The sequence below is a fragment of the Streptomyces sp. CA-249302 genome, from assembly GCF_050936785.1.
Lineage (GTDB): Bacteria > Actinomycetota > Actinomycetes > Streptomycetales > Streptomycetaceae > Streptomyces.
In genome coordinates this window covers 8,277,286-8,295,184 of record NZ_JBNJMG010000001.1, presented here as the reverse complement: position 1 = coordinate 8,295,184, position 17,899 = coordinate 8,277,286, and the positions used below count along the sequence as shown (strand labels likewise).

13 protein-coding genes, 1 pseudogene and 1 riboswitch are annotated in these 17,899 nt (G+C 69.7%); of the genes and pseudogenes, 6 read left to right on the top strand and 8 right to left on the bottom strand.

The window, feature by feature from the left end:
• Positions 1-109: 109 nt before the first annotated feature.
• Positions 110-499 (bottom strand): VOC family protein, encoded by a 390-nt coding sequence (locus tag ACQEWB_RS37590; protein ID WP_432839167.1) that lies wholly within the window; start codon positions 497-499, stop codon positions 110-112.
• A 70-nt stretch (positions 500-569) separates the two neighbouring features.
• Between ACQEWB_RS37590 and ACQEWB_RS37585 the strand changes: the two are divergent.
• Positions 570-701: pseudogene (locus ACQEWB_RS37585) on the top strand (DUF4236 domain-containing protein); the annotation flags it as partial.
• 41 nt (positions 702-742) lie between these two features.
• Entirely contained in the window at positions 743-2,272 is a 1,530-nt protein-coding gene (locus ACQEWB_RS37580; protein WP_432839165.1) for a helix-turn-helix domain-containing protein, read from the top strand.
• A 144-nt stretch (positions 2,273-2,416) separates the two neighbouring features.
• On the opposite strand, the gene ACQEWB_RS37575 is transcribed toward ACQEWB_RS37580, so the two are convergent.
• From ACQEWB_RS37575 to ACQEWB_RS37555, 5 genes are all read right to left on the bottom strand, one after another.
• Positions 2,417-3,589 (bottom strand): tyrosine-type recombinase/integrase, encoded by a 1,173-nt coding sequence (locus tag ACQEWB_RS37575; RefSeq protein WP_432839163.1) that lies wholly within the window; start codon positions 3,587-3,589, stop codon positions 2,417-2,419.
• A 134-nt stretch (positions 3,590-3,723) separates the two neighbouring features.
• A complete protein-coding gene (locus ACQEWB_RS37570; RefSeq protein WP_432839161.1) occupies positions 3,724-4,026 on the bottom strand; it encodes a helix-turn-helix transcriptional regulator in 303 nt (100 codons plus the stop codon).
• 122 nt (positions 4,027-4,148) lie between these two features.
• A complete protein-coding gene (locus ACQEWB_RS37565; RefSeq protein ID WP_432839159.1) occupies positions 4,149-4,850 on the bottom strand; it encodes a hypothetical protein in 702 nt (233 codons plus the stop codon).
• Positions 4,851-5,236: 386 nt separating this feature from the next.
• Complete coding sequence (locus ACQEWB_RS37560) at positions 5,237-7,351, bottom strand: tetratricopeptide repeat protein (RefSeq protein WP_432839157.1); 2,115 nt, start codon at positions 7,349-7,351, stop codon at positions 5,237-5,239.
• A gap of 505 nt (positions 7,352-7,856) precedes the next feature.
• The gene (locus tag ACQEWB_RS37555) at positions 7,857-8,504 is read right to left on the bottom strand and encodes a superoxide dismutase (RefSeq protein ID WP_432839155.1); all 648 of its coding nucleotides are present in this window, start codon (positions 8,502-8,504) and stop codon (positions 7,857-7,859) included.
• 236 nt (positions 8,505-8,740) lie between these two features.
• Between ACQEWB_RS37555 and ACQEWB_RS37550 the strand changes: the two genes are divergently transcribed.
• Positions 8,741-9,193, top strand: a complete 453-nt coding sequence (locus ACQEWB_RS37550; RefSeq protein WP_432839153.1) for a Fur family transcriptional regulator — start codon at positions 8,741-8,743, stop codon at positions 9,191-9,193.
• Between the two features lie 166 nt (positions 9,194-9,359).
• Here ACQEWB_RS37550 and cobN read toward each other — a convergent pair whose 3' ends face one another.
• A complete protein-coding gene (gene cobN, locus ACQEWB_RS37545; protein ID WP_432839151.1) occupies positions 9,360-12,938 on the bottom strand; it encodes a cobaltochelatase subunit CobN in 3,579 nt (1,192 codons plus the stop codon).
• Between the two features lie 32 nt (positions 12,939-12,970).
• Positions 12,971-13,121, bottom strand: a riboswitch (cobalamin riboswitch).
• Between the two features lie 45 nt (positions 13,122-13,166).
• On the opposite strand from cobN, the gene ACQEWB_RS37540 reads away from it, so the two are divergent.
• The 3 genes from ACQEWB_RS37540 to ACQEWB_RS37530 are packed head-to-tail and all read left to right on the top strand — an operon-like array spanning position 13,167 to position 16,611.
• On the top strand, positions 13,167-14,453 hold the full coding sequence (locus ACQEWB_RS37540; protein WP_432844211.1) for a cobalamin biosynthesis protein CobG: 1,287 nt from the start codon (positions 13,167-13,169) through the stop codon (positions 14,451-14,453).
• Positions 14,450-15,124: a precorrin-8X methylmutase gene (locus ACQEWB_RS37535; RefSeq protein ID WP_432839149.1), complete on the top strand. Its 675-nt coding sequence runs from the start codon at positions 14,450-14,452 to the stop codon at positions 15,122-15,124. Before ACQEWB_RS37540 ends, ACQEWB_RS37535 begins: the two co-directional genes overlap by 4 nt.
• Positions 15,121-16,611, top strand: a complete 1,491-nt coding sequence (locus tag ACQEWB_RS37530; RefSeq protein WP_432839147.1) for a precorrin-2 C(20)-methyltransferase — start codon at positions 15,121-15,123, stop codon at positions 16,609-16,611. The genes ACQEWB_RS37535 and ACQEWB_RS37530 overlap by 4 nt, the downstream gene beginning before the upstream one ends.
• A 44-nt stretch (positions 16,612-16,655) precedes the next feature.
• On the opposite strand, the gene ACQEWB_RS37525 is transcribed toward ACQEWB_RS37530, so the two are convergent.
• Entirely contained in the window at positions 16,656-17,816 is a 1,161-nt protein-coding gene (locus ACQEWB_RS37525) for a HoxN/HupN/NixA family nickel/cobalt transporter (protein ID WP_432839145.1), read from the bottom strand.
• Positions 17,817-17,899: the final 83 nt, after the last annotated feature.

Sequence of the window (17,899 nt, the reverse complement as noted above, 5' to 3'; positions counted from 1 at the left end):
GCGGTGCGCCTCGGTAGATATCTCGATGTCGAGATAACTCTAGTACACAGGGGCCGGATGGTCATGCCCGGCCTCCTGTGCCGTGGCACTCACTCGCGCCCGGTCGCGCTCAGTCGAGGCAGAACTCGTTGCCCTCGACGTCCTGCATCACGATGCAGGACTCGTTGACGCCGTCGGCGATCAGCGTCCGCACGTGCGACGCGCCGAGCGGTTCCAGGCGGGCCCGCTCGGCCTCGAGTGCGGCCAGGCGCTCGTCGCCCACGAGGCCGGTGCCGACCCGTGCGCAGAGGTGCACCCGGTTCTTGACGACCTTCCCCTCGGGAACGCGCTGGAAGAACAGTCGCGGGCCCTCGCCCGTGGGGTCGGCGCATGCGGACCACGCGGTCTCGCCCTCGGCCGACGGCGGTATGACGTAGCCCAGCACCTCGCACCAGAAACGGGCGACACGCGCGGGCTCCGCACAGTCGAAGGTGACCTGGAACTTCCTGATCGTTGCCATCGGGCCACCATAGTTGCGCGCGCCCGGCCGCGAGTCGGCCGAGTCGGGGTAACCGAGAGGGGAGTTCCGGATCCTTCCCGGCGTGCGGCTGAACATCGGCCGACGCTCCTGGCCCATCACCACCGGCGGCCGACACGGGCCGCGGCACACCCGCAGCAGCAACGGCAAGGCGGCATTGACGGGCCGTCACCCGAACGGCCCCCTTGAGATGCCCCATCTCATATCTGAGATAGCCTCAACCCCATGGCAGACGATTACCTCGTACGCATCGGCAAGCTCATCCGTGACGCCCGGCAACACCGTGGCTGGACACAGGCACAGCTCGCGGAGGCACTCGGCACGAGTCAGAGCGCCGTCAACCGCATCGAGCGCGGCAACCAAAACATCAGCCTTGAGATGATCGCTCGAATCGGTGAAGCACTCGAGAGTGAAATCGTCTCTCTGGGCTACGCGGGACCGATGCATCTGCGCGTCGTGGGCGGCCGTCGGCTGTCCGGGGCCATCGACGTCAAGACCAGCAAGAACGCGTGTGTCGCGCTGCTGTGCGCGTCCCTGCTCAACAAGGGGCGGACCGTGCTGCGCCGGGTGGCGCGCATCGAGGAGGTCTACCGGCTGCTGGAGGTGCTCAACTCCATCGGCGTGCGCACCCGGTGGGTGAACGACGGGGTCGACCTGGAGATCGTGCCGCCGGCCGAGCTGGACATGGCGGCCATCGACGCCGACGCGGCCGTCCGCACCCGCTCCATCATCATGTTCCTCGGCCCGCTGCTGCACGTCATGGACCGCTTCAAGCTGCCGTACGCCGGCGGCTGCGACCTCGGCACCAGGACCATCGAGCCGCACATGATCGCGCTGCGGCGCTTCGGACTGGACATCGCGGCGACCGAGGGGCAGTACCACGCCCAGGTCGACCGGGCCGTCCGGCCCGACCGCCCGATCGTGCTGACCGAGCGCGGGGACACCGTCACCGAGAACGCGCTGCTGGCCGCCGCCCGCCACGACGGTGCCACCGTCATCCGCAACGCGTCCTCCAACTACATGGTCCAGGACCTGTGCTTCTTCCTGGAGGCCCTGGGCGTACGGGTCGAGGGCATCGGCACCACCACCCTCACCGTGCACGGCGTCCCGGACATCGACGCCGACGTGGACTACTCCCCCTCCGAGGACCCGGTCGAGGCGATGAGCCTGCTGGCCGCCGCGGTCGTCACGGAGTCGGAGCTGACCGTGCGCCGGGTGCCGATCGAGTTCCTGGAGATCGAGCTCGCGGTCCTGGAGGAGATGGGCCTCGACCACGACCGTACGCCCGAGTACTTCGCGGACAACGGCCGTACCCGCCTGGTGGACCTCACCGTCCGCCCCTCCAAGCTCGAAGCCCCGATCGACAAGATCCACCCGATGCCCTTCCCGGGCCTGAACATCGACAACGTCCCCTTCTTCGCGGCCATCGCGGCCGTCGCGCAGGGCAAGACCCTCATCCACGACTGGGTCTACGACAACCGGGCGATCTACCTCACCGACCTCAACCGCCTCGGCGGCCGCCTCCAACTCCTCGACCCGCACCGCGTGTTGGTGGAGGGCCCGACCCGCTGGCGAGCCGCCGAGATGATGTGCCCGCCGGCCCTGCGCCCGGCGGTGGTCGTCCTGCTGGCGATGATGGCGGCCGAGGGCACGTCGGTGCTGCGCAACGTGTACGTCATCAACCGCGGGTACGAGGACCTCGCGGAGCGGCTGAACACCATCGGGGCGCAGATCGAGATCTTCCGGGACATTTGATACGACGATGCCGCCGCACCCCGTCTGACCTGCTGCTTAGCGGGTCAGGGAGGGGTGCGGCGGCATCTGTGGGACTTCTCTGGGACTTTGGGCCTGGCGGCGGGCTACGAGCCACGCTCCACGGGCTCTACCGGCCGGCCGCGGCTACGCGAAGATCGCGTCGATGGCGGCGCTGCCTCGTGCGCCGGCGCGGGGCAGGAAGTGGGAGTACTTCCGCAGCGTGAACCCGGGATCGGAGTGCCCCAGCCAGCGTGCCAGGGAGACGACCGATTCGCCAGCCTCCAGTTCCTCGGAGGCGTAGAAGTGGCGCAGGGCGTGGAAGCCGTGTTCCCGGGACGGCTCCCACACGCGGGCACCGTCGGTGCTGCCCTCGTCCAGCGGGGCGATCACACGCGCGGCGGCCAGCGCGGGCTTCCACACGTAGGAGTTGAAGTAGTTCCGGTTGATGGCCTTCCGCTCGCGTCCCGTCACCAGGAGGTTGTGGGTCCTCGGTCGCCGGTGCTTGGCCTCCACCGGCGTCTCGGCCGGAGTCGGGTCGTCCCAGGGCAGCGTGACCGGCACCGGCGCGAAGTGCTCCATGTGCTGCCGGATGGCCCGGGCCACGCTGGACGGCAGCGGCACGTCCCGGACCTTGCGGCCCTTCGGAAGCGCGAAACACAGTTTCGCCCGCACCATCTTGATCTGCCGCCGGACGTGCACGACCTCCTTCTCGAAGTCGATGTCGTCCGCTGAGAGACCGAGCGCCTCCCCTTGGCGGAGCCCGAGACCTGCTCCGATCACGAGGAGGAGCCGGTAGCGATCCGGCAGGGCCTCCCGTACCGCCAGGACCCGTTCGGGCGGCCACGCCTCGACCCTGCCAGGGGCCGCGGGCGGGGGCCCGACCGTGCTGGACCGGCATGGGTTGCGTCCGAGGCGACGGTCCTCGACGGCCGCCTGGAGGACGCTGGAGAGCGTCGCCCAGACCAGACGGATGGAGGTCGGACCGAGGTCCTTCTCCAGCCGCTTCTTCCAGTGGCGCAGGACTTCCGTGCCGATGGCGTTGAGCGGCTGAGCACCCAGGTGGGGAACGATGTGACGGCGTACCCGCTGCTCAATCCGCTCGATCGTGGACGGGTCGCCGCTCTGGGTGGGCCACCAGTGGGTGGCGATGTAGTCCTTGAGGGAGATGGCCCCGTCACGGGGATCGACGAACTCGCCTCGGCGGGCATCGGTCTGAGCCTGGGCGAGCCAGGTCTTGGCGTCCTGGAGGGCGTCGAAGGAACGGTCCTTGACGCCGGGGATGCCCTTGACGCGGTAGCGGGTGCACTTGCCGTACATGGCGGTGCGGTCGCGTTTGCCGGTTTTCGGGTTCGGGCGCTTCTTCAGCCATCGGTCTTCTATGTAGCCGGCCAGGTGGAACTCCTTTGTGATGAGGGTGACGGCGGCGTTCTATGGCGCAGGAGGCGGCCGTGTCAGGCGGTGGTGAAGCGGGCGGAACGCTCCTGCGGCCGGACGCTGAGTGGGTTCAGGGCGGGGTTGGAGCGGGAGTCGGCCTGCTCCTGTTCGCGGACCCAGGCGTCGAGGGCTTCCACCCGGTACATGACGCGACCGCGGGGGCCCATGCGGAAGCTCGGCGGTCCCTGACGGCGGTGGCGCCAGACGTAGAGGGTGTGGGGTGAGAGGCCGAGGTAATCGGCGGCGTCCTTCACGGTCAGGAAGGCGGTGCGTACGGCTGTGGAGGAAGCAGTGGAGGCAGGCAAGGGTCGTGCAGGCATCTGGGGTTCTCTGTGAGGGACGGGAGAGGGGAGCCCGGCTGGGCGGAAACCATTGGTCCGCCCAGCCGTTGCCTGTCGTGAGGCAGGGAAGAATCGCGGAGAAGCCGCGACCCGGAGTACTGCTACGGACGCCGCGCGGTCGGAGTCGGCTGGCTAGGCAGGTCAGGAAGGGCCAAGGCAGCTTCGAGTCGATCCCACGGGATTTCGTCCCGTGTCGGCTTGCGAAGGCAGTACGCGAAGCGTTCGGCGAGGCGGGGAGCGCTCATTCCGGCGCATTCGGCCACCGCGAGGATGTGCCCCGCCGTCTGGTCGCCGTTCTTCAGCCACGCCGCGATGCGTGCGTCACGGAGAGCCGAGACGTGCCTGCCGAGCGGCGAGTCGGTTTCATGCGCCTGTAGAACCGCCGCTCGTGCTTGCCGCCAGACCTTCCGGTAGACCTCCGCGGTCAGCGGCCGTCCATCGTCGAGAACGAATATCGCGTCCTCCGGGTGGAGATCGCGCCGGATGGTCTCCTCCTTCAGGATCGCCGCCAAGTCGCGGCAGAGGGGAACACGCCGTACGGCGCCCGCGCGGTCCGCATCCTTCTCGCGGCGCTCTTCTGCCTGAGGGTGGACCAGGAGCCAACTGGCGCCGTCCTCTGCGATTTCCACGTCTCGAACGCGCAGCGCCAGGGCTTCCTCCGGGCGCAGGGCCGCGAGAGCGATGGAGGCCAGGAAGGCCCGCAGAACCAGGCCGCTCTGTGGCTGCTCGGCGGCCCAGTCCAGGGTCGCGAAGCACTGCCGATCGGACAGATGGAACGTTTCTTCACTAACAACTGCGACCATGGGAAAGCTCCTTGGAGTGAGGTGTGGGAATAGGCACAGCCGCCCGGCCATCGCATGCAAATCGCACGGCGACCGGACTCCTCCAATACTCCGGAGAATCGCCGGTTTGGGTAACCGGCGATCCCGTGCTATGTTGCCCCGCTCACGCACACACTCTTCCGCGAGCTGATCTAGGTTCGCTTGCTTCGCCGCACGATTCCAGTCCCTTCCGGGATCAATATGTCTGCCGTCGGCGAACCACACGACAAACCGCCACACCGGTGCCGAAATCACCAGGATCGGCCCATCGAGCACTCGGCACAGAACAGGCGAAAACGCTGTAACAGAGCAGGTGCCTTCTAAGCGCCTGCCCTGAATCCAAGAAGTAGCCGATCACTCCTGGGAGTTCAGCCCTCCCGGTGGCCGACAGCGGCTCGCGCTGCCCGGGCTGACTGGTCGGAGGCGCCGGCGCGGTGGTACGCCTTGGCGGCTAGAGCCCAAGTGGCTCTGGCTGTAGAGAAGTTGTGGCCGGCATGGTGAACAAGCGCGAGATTACGCAGCGTGTCCCCTACGGCGTGCCAGTCCTCAAGGCTTTCCCAGATCTCCAACGCATGGGTATAGGAACCGTGGGCCGCGTCCCGGCGTCGCTCCTGGAGTAGCGCGTTGCCGAGGCTGGTCAGCGCCGCCGCCTCTCCGCGCCTGTCCCCGATGGACCGAAATGCTCGGAGTGCCATTTCGAAGGCATTACCGGCCTCTGCGAGGCGTCCTGCAACCCGAAATGCGCTACCGAGGTTGGTTGTTGCCGCGGCCTGGCACTGGATGTCACCGACTACCTCGAAGAGATGACGAGCAAGTGCGTGAGAGCTAATGGCTTCTGCCGTCCGCCCCAGCTGAAGCTGGGCGTTTCCAAAGTTGTTCCACGCCTTAGCCTCTCCGTATTGATCGCCAATCGCTCGGTATAGATTGAGGGCACGGACAAGCGCACGAATCCCCGCACTGATTCCTCCAGTCGCCTTCTTCTTCCACAGCCCATTGCCGAGGTTGTTCCAGGCCCTGGCTTCGCCGGCCTGGTCCCCGACTCGGTGAGCCGCCTGCTGAGCCAGGCGACTTACGGAGATCAAGTCGTCGAAACGCCGCCGTAGTTCCAGATAGACGCCCAGTTCGAGGGCGAGTTTGATACCCAGGGATGCGTGCTGGTCCTCGTCCGTCCACTGAACCGCGGCCAGGAGATTCGTGGCTTCGGTATCAAGCCAGGCCAACGCCGCAGCCCCGCTCTCGAACTCCTGCCCCTCCCGGTTCGCCGCATCAGGCCGCATGACCTGCAGGTGCCGGCAGGCGGCTTCTGTCCTGCCTGCGTACCACTGCAGCACCCTTGCCCGGGCGTTGCCAGCCTCATCGGGCTGATCGCCGTGCGTGGCCGATACGCCCGCCGCGTACGCCCGTACCAGGCTGTGCAGCCGCCATCGCCGGGCATGCCGGCTTGGGTTGACCAAGTGCGCGGCTGCCAGGTCTTCCAAGAGGGGGAGGGCTCGGGCGGCGGGCAGGTCCGCGATGACAGCCGCTGTCTCGGTTGGCACATCTGCCGTAGGGGCAAGTGCCAACAGCCTCAGCAACCGCGCCTGGTCGGTGGGCAGGTGGCGGTACGTGGTGTCGAAGACCGGACGCAGACGCAGGGTGTCGGTGGGATCGGCCGAGGCTTTGATGTCATCGACAAGCGTGGCGATGGCACGGTGTCGACGTCGGCGCAGAAGGCCGGCCGCGATGTCCAGTGCGTGCGGCAAGTATCCACACAGGGCAGCGAGTTCGAGCAGTGCGTCGGGTTCGCGAACGGGGCGGTCATCGTCTTCGTCGCTGGTCTGCAGGGCACTGGCAACGAGCTCGGCGGCGGACTGTGGGGTCAGCGTCCGGATGTCGATGAGCCGGGCGTTCAGGTCCGTCAGCCTGTGTCGCGAGGTCACAAGGACCCGGTGGCGCGGGGAGGCGGGAATCAGCGGAGTGATCTGTGCCGTGGTAGAGGCGTTGTCCAGGACGAGAAGCATCCGCTCGGACTGCCTCGCGAGCAACGTGCGGTAGAGGGCCAGCCGAGCCGACGTGGTTCGGGGCAGGCCCCGCCCGCGAACCCCCAGGGAGTCGAGCAGATCCGCCACCACCTGGTCCGCGGAGAGGGGTCTTGCGCTGTATCCCGCCACGTCGGCGAAGAGCGTCCCGCCGGGGAACCAGCCATACCCATGGGCGCGGTGCGCGGCGTGCAGGGCGAGCGCGGTCTTGCCGATGCCGGCCAGGCCCGATACGGCGCAGACTACCACGGGACGCTGCGTGTCGGATCGAGGGTCGAGTGCGGGCAGAATCCGGACCAGTTCGTCGTCCCGGCCGAAGAGAGGAACCGGCGCTGCGGGCAGCGCTGCCGTGGCCAGGGGGACCTCGGTTCCGACGCCGTGGTAGTGGTGCTCGACCTTGCCCGACACCGAGCCGTGGAAGTCGCTACCACGAAGATCGATGTGGTCCTCGTACCCTGCGGTCACGGGGCCGTCCCTCCTCTCTTGCGCCAGATTAGGGGGCGGACTCCCCTACCGAAGCAGGAATGCAGGCTTCCGCTGGAGGCGTCGGACGCGACCGCGGACCTCGTACAGCGGCCGATCCTCCCGTCCGTACACGAGGCGGACGTCGCCGACGCGCAAAGCGTCGATGTGGCGCCGCCGAGCAGGGTGGCGGGCGTGGGCCGCCCTCGCTCAGGCGAAAACGACGACTGGCAGGCCGATCAAGCCAATGGCTTCGCCCACCTGCGTCAGTGCCCGGCTACCCATCAGGCCCAATGCCGACTTTACGACCGTATCGGCCGACGCCGGCGCGACCACGTACTACGCACACGGCACTCGCGGAGCGTCGGCCATTCCGGTCGCACCGCGACAGACAGAAGGGCTCCCGCAAGCATCCGGCCTGCGGGAGCCCTTCGTTGTTCCGCCTGCGAGTGAAGGTTGAGAAGACGATCACGAGCAGGACGTCTGTGCCGCCGACGCGACTACGGCCTCACGGGCGCAGCAGCAGGCTGTCGCCGCGCTCCTTGGCCGCGGCGTAGCGCTTCGCCACGTCCTGCCAGTTGACGACCGCCCACATGGCGTCGATGAAGTCCACCTTCTGGTTCTTGTACTGCAGGTAGAAGGCGTGCTCCCAGGCATCGAAGACCAGGACCGGGGTGGAGCCCTGGCCGATGTTGCCCTGGTGGTCGTAGACCTGCTCGACGATCAGCCGACCGCTGACGGGCTCGTAGGCGAGTACGCCCCAGCCCGAACCCTGCGTGGTCGCCGCGGCCTTGGTCAGCTGGGCCTTGAAACCGGCGAACGAACCGAAGGACTCGGTGATCGCGTCGGCCAAGTCGCCCACGCCGTCGGCGGCCAGGGGCTCACCGCCGCCGTCCTTCGGGCCGGTCATGTTCTGCCAGTAGATCGAGTGCAGGATGTGCCCGGAGAGATGGAAGGCCAGGTTCTTCTCCAGGCCGTTGATCGAGCCCCACGTCTCCTTGTCCCGCGCCTCCGCCAGCTGCTCAAGCGTGTCGTTGGCGCCCTTCACGTAGGCCGCATGGTGCTTGTCGTGGTGCAGCTCGATGATCTCCGGGCTGATCACCGGCGCCAGCGCCGAGTAGTCGTAGGGAAGCTCCGGGAGCGTGTAAACCGCCATGTCCAACATCCTCCGACATAATTGCCACTCATGTGCAGTTGCACGCTAGCAGCAGGAGAGCCTAGCCGCAGATCAGGCATTGGTCCTAGGACCCGAGGCGCGTCGAAGGGGACTCATGGGAGGACCTTTGCTGTTGCGAGACGTTCGCAATAACCTTTGTGCGGCAGTCTGGCGGCAGTCGGTAGGCCGCGCCCTGTCCGTTCGCGCGCAGACCGCGGCCCGGGAGAGGCAGCAGCGTGAGCGTGGCCCCGCAGATGGAGCACGGCCGTACGGCGATGCCGGACGAACCGCGGGTTCGACTGAGGAAGCACGGGCTGCGATGCACTCCGGGGCGCCTGCGGGTACTGGCGCTACTTACGGCCTCCGGGCGCCATCTGTCCATCGCGCAGACCTGGGAAGAACTGGCGCGCACCGGAAGCGCCGTCCATCCCGCCACGGTCTACCGCACGTTGGAAACCCTCACGGAGATCGGGCTGGTGCACGCCGTGCATGGCCCGGGACCTGTGCGCTACGGCATCACGGGCGAGCCGCACCACCACACCGTGTGCCGGCAGTGCGGTCATGTCGAGGGGCTCGCGAGCCGGCACCTGACGGAAGCCGTGGAGAAGATCGAGGAGCTGACAGGGCTGCGGCCCGACGCCTCGGGGTCCCTGCTCGTTTACGGCCGGTGCGCCGACTGCGGCGGCTGACCGGCGGCCGGGTGCGAGGCGACGTCGTGGAACGGACGCTGTCAGGCGGGACGGCGCCCCGCACCTGGTCTGTGTCGGCAGGTTCCATGGGATTCGACCGGCCGGGCACTTATTGCAATGTAGTTGTTATTGCGATACTCATGCAATAGAGCCCGGCACCTGGACATCACCCCTCGTCTTCGAGGTCGCCTTCCGTCTCCAGGTAAACCTGGCGCAGCTCCTCCAGCACCGCCCGGTCGGGCTTGGCCCACATCCCGCGCGACTCCGCCTCCAGCAGCCGCTCGGCGATCCCGTGCAGGGCCCAGGGGTTGGCCTGCTGGAGGAACTCGCGGTTCACCGGGTCCAGGACATACGTCTCCGTGAGCTTGTCGTACATCCAGTCGGCGACCACGCCCGTCGTGGCGTCGTAGCCGAACAAGTAGTCCACGGTGGCGGCGAGTTCGAAGGCGCCCTTGTAGCCGTGGCGGCGCATCGCCTCGATCCACTTGGGGTTGACGACGCGGGCGCGGAAGACGCGGGAGGTCTCCTCGACGAGAGTGCGGGTGCGGACCGTCTCGGGGCGGGTGGAGTCGCCGATGTACGCCTCGGGGGCGGTGCCGCGCAGCGCGCGGACCGTGGCCACCATGCCGCCGTGGTACTGGAAGTAGTCGTCGGAGTCGGCGATGTCGTGCTCGCGGGTGTCCGTGTTCTTGGCCGCCACTTCGATGCGCCTGTACGCCGTCTCCATCTCCTCGCGGGCCGGGCGGCCGTCGAGTTCGCGGCCGTAGGCGTAGCCGCCCCAGACCGTGTAGACCTCGGCGAGGTCGGCGTCGGTGCGCCAGTCGCGGGAGTCGATGAGCTGGAGCAGGCCGGCGCCGTAGGTGCCTGGGCGGGAGCCGAAGATGCGGGTGGTGGCGCGGCGTTCGTCACCGCGGGATGCCAGGTCGGCCTGGACATGGGCCCGTACGTGGTTGGCGGAGGGCGGCTCGTCAAGGGACGCGGCCAGGCGTACGGCGTCGTCGAGGAGGCCGATAGTGTGCGGGAAGGCGTCCCGGAAGAAGCCCGAGATACGCAGGGTGACGTCGATTCGGGGGCGGCCCAACTCCTCGTAAGGGATGGCTTCCAGGCCAGTCACGCGGCGGGAGGCGTCGTCCCAGACAGGCCGGATGCCGAGCAGGGCGAGGGCCTCGGCCACGTCATCTCCCGCTGTGCGCATGGCACTTGTGCCCCACAGGGAGAGGCCGACGGAGGTGGGCCAGTCGCCGTTGTCGGTGCGGTAGCGCTCCAACAACGACTCAGCCAGGGCCTGTCCAGTCTCCCAGGCGAGGCGGGAGGGAACGGCCTTGGGGTCGACGGAGTAGAAGTTGCGGCCGGTCGGCAAGACGTTGACCAGACCGCGAAGCGGGGAGCCTGACGGGCCCGCCGGGACGAAGCCGCCGCCCAGGGCATGCACGGTGTGGTCCAGCTCCGCGGTGGTCGCGGCCAGGCGCGGGACGACCTCGCGGGCGGCGAACTCCAGGACGGCGGCGACCTGTTCGCCGTACTCCGCAGGTACGGCGGCCGGATCCCAGCCCGCGTCCTCCATCGCCTGGACGAGGGCGCGGGCCTTCTCCTCCGCCTCGTCGGCCGTCGTACGGGTCGCGGCGGACTCGTCGAGGCCGAGCGCCTCGCGCAGGCCGGGCAGGGCGGTTGTGCCGCCCCAGATCTGGCGGGCGCGGAGGATGGCGAGGACGAGATTGACGCGGTCCCCGCCCTGCGGCGGGTTGCCCAGGACATGCAGTCCGTCGCGAATCTGGGCGTCCTTGACCTCGCAGAGCCAGCCGTCGACGTGGAGGAGGAAGTCGTCGAAGCCGTCGTCGTCGGGACGGTCGGCGAGTCCCAGGTCGTGGTCGAGCTTGGCGGCCTGGATGAGGGTCCAGATCTGGGCGCGGATCGCCGGGAGCTTCGCCGGGTCCATGGAGGCGATCTGGGCGTATTCGTCGAGGAGTTGTTCCAGGCGCGCGATGTCGCCGTAGGAGTCGGCGCGGGCCATGGGCGGGACGAGGTGGTCGACGAGGGTGGCGTGGACGCGGCGCTTGGCCTGGGTGCCCTCGCCGGGGTCGTTGACCAGGAAGGGGTAGATCAGGGGGAGGTCGCCGAGGGCCGCGTCGGGGCCGCAGGCGGCGGACAGGCCGGCGTTCTTTCCGGGCAGCCACTCCAGGTTGCCGTGCTTGCCAAGGTGGATCATCGCGTCCGCGCCGAAGCCGCCGTCGGAGGCCGCGGCGGCGATCCATCGGTAGGCGGCCAGGTAGTGGTGGGAGGGCGGGAGGTGCGGGTCGTGGTAGATCGCGATCGGGTTCTCGCCGAAGCCGCGCGGGGGCTGGATGAGGATCAGCAGGTTCCCGAAGCGGAGGGCCGCGAGGACGATGTCGCCATCGGGGTTGCGGCTGCGGTCGACGAACATCTCGCCCGGCGCCGGGCCCCAGTGCTCCTCGACCACCGTGCGCAGTTCCTTGGGGAGCGTGGCGAACCAGCGGCGGTAGTCCGCCGCCGGGATTCGGACCGGGTTGCGGGCCAACTGCTCCTCGGTGAGCCAGTCCTGGTCGTGGCCGCCCGCCTCGATCAGGGCGCGGATCAGCTCGTCGCCGTCACCGGAAGCCATCCCGGGGACGTCGTCGAAGGTGTAGCCCTCGTCCCGCAGCCTGCGCAGTAGCGCGATCGCGCTGGCGGGGGTGTCCAGGCCGACCGCGTTGCCGATGCGGGAGTGCTTGGTCGGGTACGCGGACAGGACCAGCGCGAGGCGCTTCTCGGCGGGTGGGATGTGGCGAAGTCGGGCATGGCGTACGGCGATTCCGGCGGCGCGGGCCGCGCGCTCGGGGTCGGCGACGTATGCGGGGAGGCCGTCGGCGTCGATCTCCTTGAAGGAGAACGGGACGGTGATGAGACGGCCGTCGAACTCGGGTACGGCGATCTGGCTCGCCGCGTCCAGCGGAGTGACCCCCTCGTCGTTCGCGTCCCACGCGGACCGGGAGGAGGTCAGGCACAGGGCCTGGAGGATCGGGACGTCGAGCGAGGTCAGCGCACCGGCGTCCCAGGATTCGTCGTCGCCGCCGGCCGATGCCTCGGCGGGCCTGGTGCCGCCCGCGGCCAGAACGGTGGTGATGATGGCGTCGGCGGACCGGAGTTCCTCGATCAGCTCGGGCTCGGGGGCGCGGAGGGAGGCGACGTAGAGCGGGAGGGGCCGGCCGCCCGCATCCTCGATGGCCTCGCACAGGGCGCCCACGAAAGCCGTGTTCCCGCTCATGTGGTGGGCGCGGTAGTAGAGCACGGCGACCGTCGGCCCCTCGCCCCGGGAGGCGCGCTCCAGCGGCCCCCAACTCGGCGCGGGCGCCGGAGCTTCGAAGCCGTGCCCGGTCAGCAGCACCGTGTCCGACAGGAACCGGGCGAGCTGCGCCAGGTTGGCCGGGCCGCCGTGGGCGAGGTAGGCGTGGGCCTCGGCCGCGATCCCGACCGGGACCGTCGAGGCCGCCATCAGCTGGGCGTCGGGCGCCTGTTCACCGCTGAGGACGACCACCGGGCGACCATCGGCGAGCAGCAGGTCGAGACCGTCCTGCCAGGCGCGCAGGCCGCCGAGGAGGCGTACGACGACCAGGTCGGCGCCGTCGAGAAGGGCGGGGAGGTCGTCGAGCGGGAGCCGGGCCGGGTTGGCGAACCGGTAGGGCACCGGGCCGCCCGCCGCGCGGGCGCTGAGCAGGTCGGTGTCGGACGTCGACAGCAGGAGGATCATGCGGCGTCGGCCTTCCTCGGGGTCCGCGCCCCGGGCGTTGCAGGACGGCGGGAGTTCCTGACTCACCCGGCCCCGGAGGGCGGGCTCACAGTGGCGGGACCGCGCCGGATTCGCACCGGGCTTCCTCCCCTGTCGCCGTCGTGGCGTCGGCGGACCGGATGATCCACCGAGGAGCATAGTAAGGGTCACAGGAAAGGGGCGGGGCATACATCCGGCGTGATCGTGGGTATGCTCGCCGCCATGTCCACGGCTGCCCGTCGTTCATCACCCCAGGCCACAGGGGTCCCACGAGTGCGCGCTGACGCGTGCCCGGGGTCGCTGCGACTGCACGCGGCGGACGACGGGACGCTGGCCCGCATCCGGGTTCCCGGCGGTGTCCTGACCGTGCGGCAGGCGGAGGCCCTCGGCGAGGCGGCAGAACGGCTGGGCGACGGCGAACTGCATCTGACCTCGCGGGGCAACGTGCAGCTGCGGGGGCTGCGTGGCGAGTGCGGTGGAGAGTTGACCCAACTGCTGGACACGGCCGGGCTGTCGCCCTCGCCCGCGCACGAACGGGTCCGCAACATCGTCGCCTCGCCGCTGTCCGGTGTGGACGGGCGGGGCGTACGGGAGGTACGGCCCTGGCTGACGGATCTCGACGCGGCGCTGTGCGCGAGCGAGACCGCGCAGGCGTTGTCGGGGCGGTTCCTGTTCGCGCTCGACGACGGGCGCGGGGACGTGGCCGGGCTCGGCGCCGATGTGACCGTACGAGCGACGGAGGACGACAGCGCGCAACTCGCCCTCGGAACCGGGCCCGAGGCGCTGCGTCTCTCCGCCGAGGACGCCGCGCGAGGCTCCCTGCTCGCCGCGGAGACCTTCGTGGAGGCCGTGCAGGCGAGCGGGACGCACGCGTGGCGCGTGGATGAACTCTCCTGTCAGCGTGGCGAGTTGCTCCAGATGGTCAGCCACCGCCTGAGAGCCGAAGGCATCGCTCACGGGCGGCGGACCCGGGACACCGCGCATGCCGACGGGCCACTCATCGGAGCCGTGGGCAACGGCCTGTCCGTGCACGTCCCCCTGGGTCGGCTGTCGGCCCTCCGATGGCGGGAGCTGACGCGGGTCGCCGTCGGCGAGCTGCGGCTGACCCCGTGGAGCGGCGTGGTCCTTCCCGCAACGCGGGCGGACGCGGACGAGCCGCTCGCCCGCCTCGCCGCCGTCGGCCTCGTCACCGATCCCGGCTCCCCCTGGCTGCGCGTCGGCGCCTGCATCGGCCGGCCCGGATGCGCCAAGTCCCGGGCCGACGTGCAGAGCGACGCGACCGCCGCCCTCGGCACGGTCGGCCCCAACGACCTCCCCCTGTACTGGTCCGGCTGCGAGCGCCGCTGCGGCCGTCCCCGGGGCGACCGGATCGACGTGGTCGCCGCGCCAGCAGGCGGCTACCGGCTCTCCACCGCCGTACGGGGACAGCATCCGCGCACAGCCGACCTCGACGATCCCTCCCGACTCCCCGCCGCCCTGGCGGCGATCACCTCATGAGCCGTACAAGCCTGTTGACGACCGAAAGCAGCGAGAAGACCACCGTGACCCCCTACGACTACGAGAAGGACGGCGTGGCCATCTACCGCCAGTCCTTCGCCACCATCCGCGCGGAGGCGGACCTCGCCGGCCTGCCCGCCGACGTCAGCCAGGTCGCCGTCCGGATGATCCACGCCTGCGGAATGGTCGACCTCGTACGAGACATGGCGTACACACCCGCCGCCGTGGCCCGCGCCCGCGAGGCCCTGCGCGCCGGTGCGCCCATCTTCACGGACGTGCAGATGGTGGCCAGCGGAGTCACCCGCAAGCGGCTGCCCGCCGGCAACGACGTGCTCTGCACCCTCTCCGACCCCGCCGTCCCGGAGCTCGCGGCGAAGCTCGGCACCACCCGCAGCGCCGCCGCCCTGGAGCTGTGGCGCGACCGGCTGGAGGGCGCGGTCGTCGCCGTCGGCAACGCCCCCACCGCCCTGTTCCGCCTCCTGGAGATGATCGAGGCGGGCGCACCCCGCCCCGCCGCCGTCATCGGTGTGCCGGTCGGGTTCGTCGGCGCCGCCGAGTCCAAGGACGCGCTGGCGGCCTCGACTCTCGAACACCTGGTCGTACGCGGCCGTCGCGGCGGCAGCGCCATCGCCGCCGCCGCGCTCAACGCGATCGCGAGCGAGGAAGAGTGACCGGCAAGTTGTACGGAGTCGGGCTCGGCCCCGGCGACCCGTCCCTGATGACCCTACGGGCCGTCGAGGTCATCGCCGAGGCGGACGTGATCGCGTACCACAGCGCCCGCCACGGCCGTTCCATCGCCCGCTCGATCGCGGCGAAGCACATCCGCGCCCACCACGTCGAGGAGCCGCTGGTCTACCCGGTCACGACGGAGACCACCGACCACCCCGGCGGGTACAAGGGCGCCATGGAGGAGTTCTACGCCCAGGCGTCGGCCCGCCTCGCCGCACACCTCGACGCCGGCCGGACCGTCGCCGTACTCGCCGAGGGCGACCCGCTCTTCTACGGCTCCTACATGCACATGCACAAGCGGCTCGCCGACCGCTACGACACCGAGGTCGTCCCCGGTGTCACCTCCGTGTCCGCCGCCGCGGCCCGGCTCGGCACCCCGCTCGCCGAGGGCGAGGAGGTGCTGACGATCCTGCCGGGCACGCTGCCCGAGGAGGAGCTGACCGCGCGGCTGGCCTCGACGGACGCCGCCGTGGTGATGAAGCTCGGGCGGACCTTCACCAAGGTGCGCGGCGCGCTGGAGAGTTCGGGAAAGCTGGGCGAGGCCCGGTACGTCGAGCGGGCCACCATGGCCGGGGAGCGGGTCGCCGAACTGGCGGACGTGGACGCGAAGTCGGTGCCGTACTTCTCGGTGGCCGTGCTGCCCAGCCGGGCCGACGCCGAGCGGCCTTCGTCGCGAGAGCGAGGCGAGGTCGTGGTGGTCGGGACCGGGCCGGCAGGTCCCCTGTGGCTGACGCCGGAGACGCGAGGTGCGCTGGCCGCCGCCGACGACCTGGTCGGCTACACCACCTACCTGGACCGCGTGCCCGTGCGCGCCGGTCAGCGGCGACACGGCAGCGACAACCGGGTCGAGGCCGAGCGCGCGGAGTTCGCGCTCCAACTGGCCCAGCGGGGGCGGCGGGTGGCCGTCGTCTCGGGCGGCGACCCGGGGGTGTTCGCCATGGCGACGGCCGTGCTGGAGGCCGCCTCGCAGAAGGAGCACCTGGACGTGCCGGTGCGGGTGCTGCCTGGCGTGACCGCCGCCAACGCGGCGGCGGCCCGCGCAGGCGCCCCGCTCGGGCACGACTACGCCGCCATCTCGCTCTCCGACCGGCTCAAGCCATGGGAGGTCATCGCCGAGCGGCTGCGCGCGGCGGCTGCGGCGGATCTGGTGCTGGCGCTGTACAACCCCGGCTCGCGCAGCCGTACTTGGCAGGTCGGCAAGGCGCGCGAGCTGCTGCTGGAACTCCGGGCGCCGGACACGCCGGTCGTGGTGGCGCGGGATGTCGGCGGGTCTGGTGAGCGCGTGCGGATCGTACGGCTGACCGACCTCGACCCGGCCGAAGTGGACATGCGCACGATCCTGCTGGTCGGCTCCTCGCAGACCCAGGCCGTACGGCGGGGAACCGGCGAGGACGCCGTCTGGACCCCTCGCCGGTATCCCGAGACGTGAGCATGTGCGGCGCCTCCACTCCGGCGGAGGCACCGCGACCGGCTCTACTCGGCGCCTTGTTCGGCGGGGGCCAGCCCCGCCGTCCACTTCTCCTCGATCCGGCCGACCTTCCACACCAGCAGGGCCACCGCCCATGTCGCGAAGAACAGGCCGACGATGACGTAACCGATGATGTTCAGGTCGAGACCGGAGACCCAGTCCCAGAACGGGCCGTGCAGGTCCGCCTTCTCGGCGACCAGGCCCAGCAGCTCCACCGTGCCGATGATGAGGGCGACGGCGACGGACAGGCCGGTGATCGTGAGGTTGTAGTAGACCTTGCGGACCGGCTTGGAGAAGGCCCAGCCGTAGGCGAAGTTCATGAACGAGCCGTCGATCGTGTCGAGCAGCGACATACCGGCCGCGAAGAGGATCGGCAGGCACAGGATCGCGTACCAGGGCAAGCCGGAAGCCGCGCCCGAGCCGGCCAGCACCAGCAGTGCGATCTCGGTGGCGGTGTCGAAGCCGAGACCGAAGAGCACACCCAGCGGGTACATCTGCCACGGCTTGGTGATCGACTTCATGACGCGGCCGAGGATGCGGTTCATGAAGCCGCGGTTGTTGAGCTGCTCCTCCAGGGCGGCCTCGTCGAAGTGGCCGTGGCGCATCTGCCGGAAGACCTTCCAGATGCCAACCATGATCACCAGGTTGATGATCGCGATGACGTAGAGGAAGGTCCCGGAGACAGTCGTACCGATCCAGCCCGTGACGCTGTGGAGGGTGGAGTCGTCGTTCTCGACCGGCCCGGCCAGTTCCTTCACACCGAGCGAGAGCAGGAAGGCGAGAGCGAAGACGATCGTCGAGTGGCCGAGGGAGAACCAGAAACCGACCGACATCGGGCGCTGGCCCTCGTTCATCAGCTTCCGGGTGGTGTTGTCGATGGCGGCGATGTGGTCGGCGTCGAAGGCATGCCGCATACCGAGGGTGTACGCGGTGACGCCGATTCCGATACCAAAGGTCTTGGTACCCAGGCTGTAGTGCTCCGGGGCGACGATCGCCACGAGCGTGAACCAGCCGATGACGTGCAGCGCCAGGATGAACGCGGCCATCCCGCCGACGCTCGCCCATTCCTTGCGGGTCATGGACGTGCGTATGCGGTGCCACGAGATACCGCCCCGCGTACCCGGAGCGGCCGGGCGTGCGGAGGTGGAATCGGGAGCGGAGGTCATGGGGACGTGGGCCTTACTGCTGGGCGAGTGGCTGTTTTCAGCCGCACCTTTCAGGTTTCTGCCAATGAGTTGCAAGAACAAGA

What these genes read in the sequence shown, in the direction of transcription:
- ACQEWB_RS37540 (WP_432844211.1), top strand. Translation starts at nt 13,167, where the DNA reads ATGCTCGCCGCCATGTCCACGGCTGCCCGTCGTTCATCACCCCAGGCC.
- ACQEWB_RS37570 (WP_432839161.1), bottom strand. Translation starts at nt 4,026, where the DNA reads ATGCCTGCACGACCCTTGCCTGCCTCCACTGCTTCCTCCACAGCCGTA.
- ACQEWB_RS37535 (WP_432839149.1), top strand. Translation starts at nt 14,450, where the DNA reads ATGAGCCGTACAAGCCTGTTGACGACCGAAAGCAGCGAGAAGACCACC.
- ACQEWB_RS37580 (WP_432839165.1), top strand. Translation starts at nt 743, where the DNA reads ATGGCAGACGATTACCTCGTACGCATCGGCAAGCTCATCCGTGACGCC.
- ACQEWB_RS37525 (WP_432839145.1), bottom strand. Translation starts at nt 17,816, where the DNA reads ATGACCTCCGCTCCCGATTCCACCTCCGCACGCCCGGCCGCTCCGGGT.
- ACQEWB_RS37575 (WP_432839163.1), bottom strand. Translation starts at nt 3,589, where the DNA reads ATGTACGGCAAGTGCACCCGCTACCGCGTCAAGGGCATCCCCGGCGTC.
- ACQEWB_RS37555 (WP_432839155.1), bottom strand. Translation starts at nt 8,504, where the DNA reads ATGGCGGTTTACACGCTCCCGGAGCTTCCCTACGACTACTCGGCGCTG.
- ACQEWB_RS37565 (WP_432839159.1), bottom strand. Translation starts at nt 4,850, where the DNA reads ATGGTCGCAGTTGTTAGTGAAGAAACGTTCCATCTGTCCGATCGGCAG.
- cobN (WP_432839151.1), bottom strand. Translation starts at nt 12,938, where the DNA reads ATGATCCTCCTGCTGTCGACGTCCGACACCGACCTGCTCAGCGCCCGC.
- ACQEWB_RS37590 (WP_432839167.1), bottom strand. Translation starts at nt 499, where the DNA reads ATGGCAACGATCAGGAAGTTCCAGGTCACCTTCGACTGTGCGGAGCCC.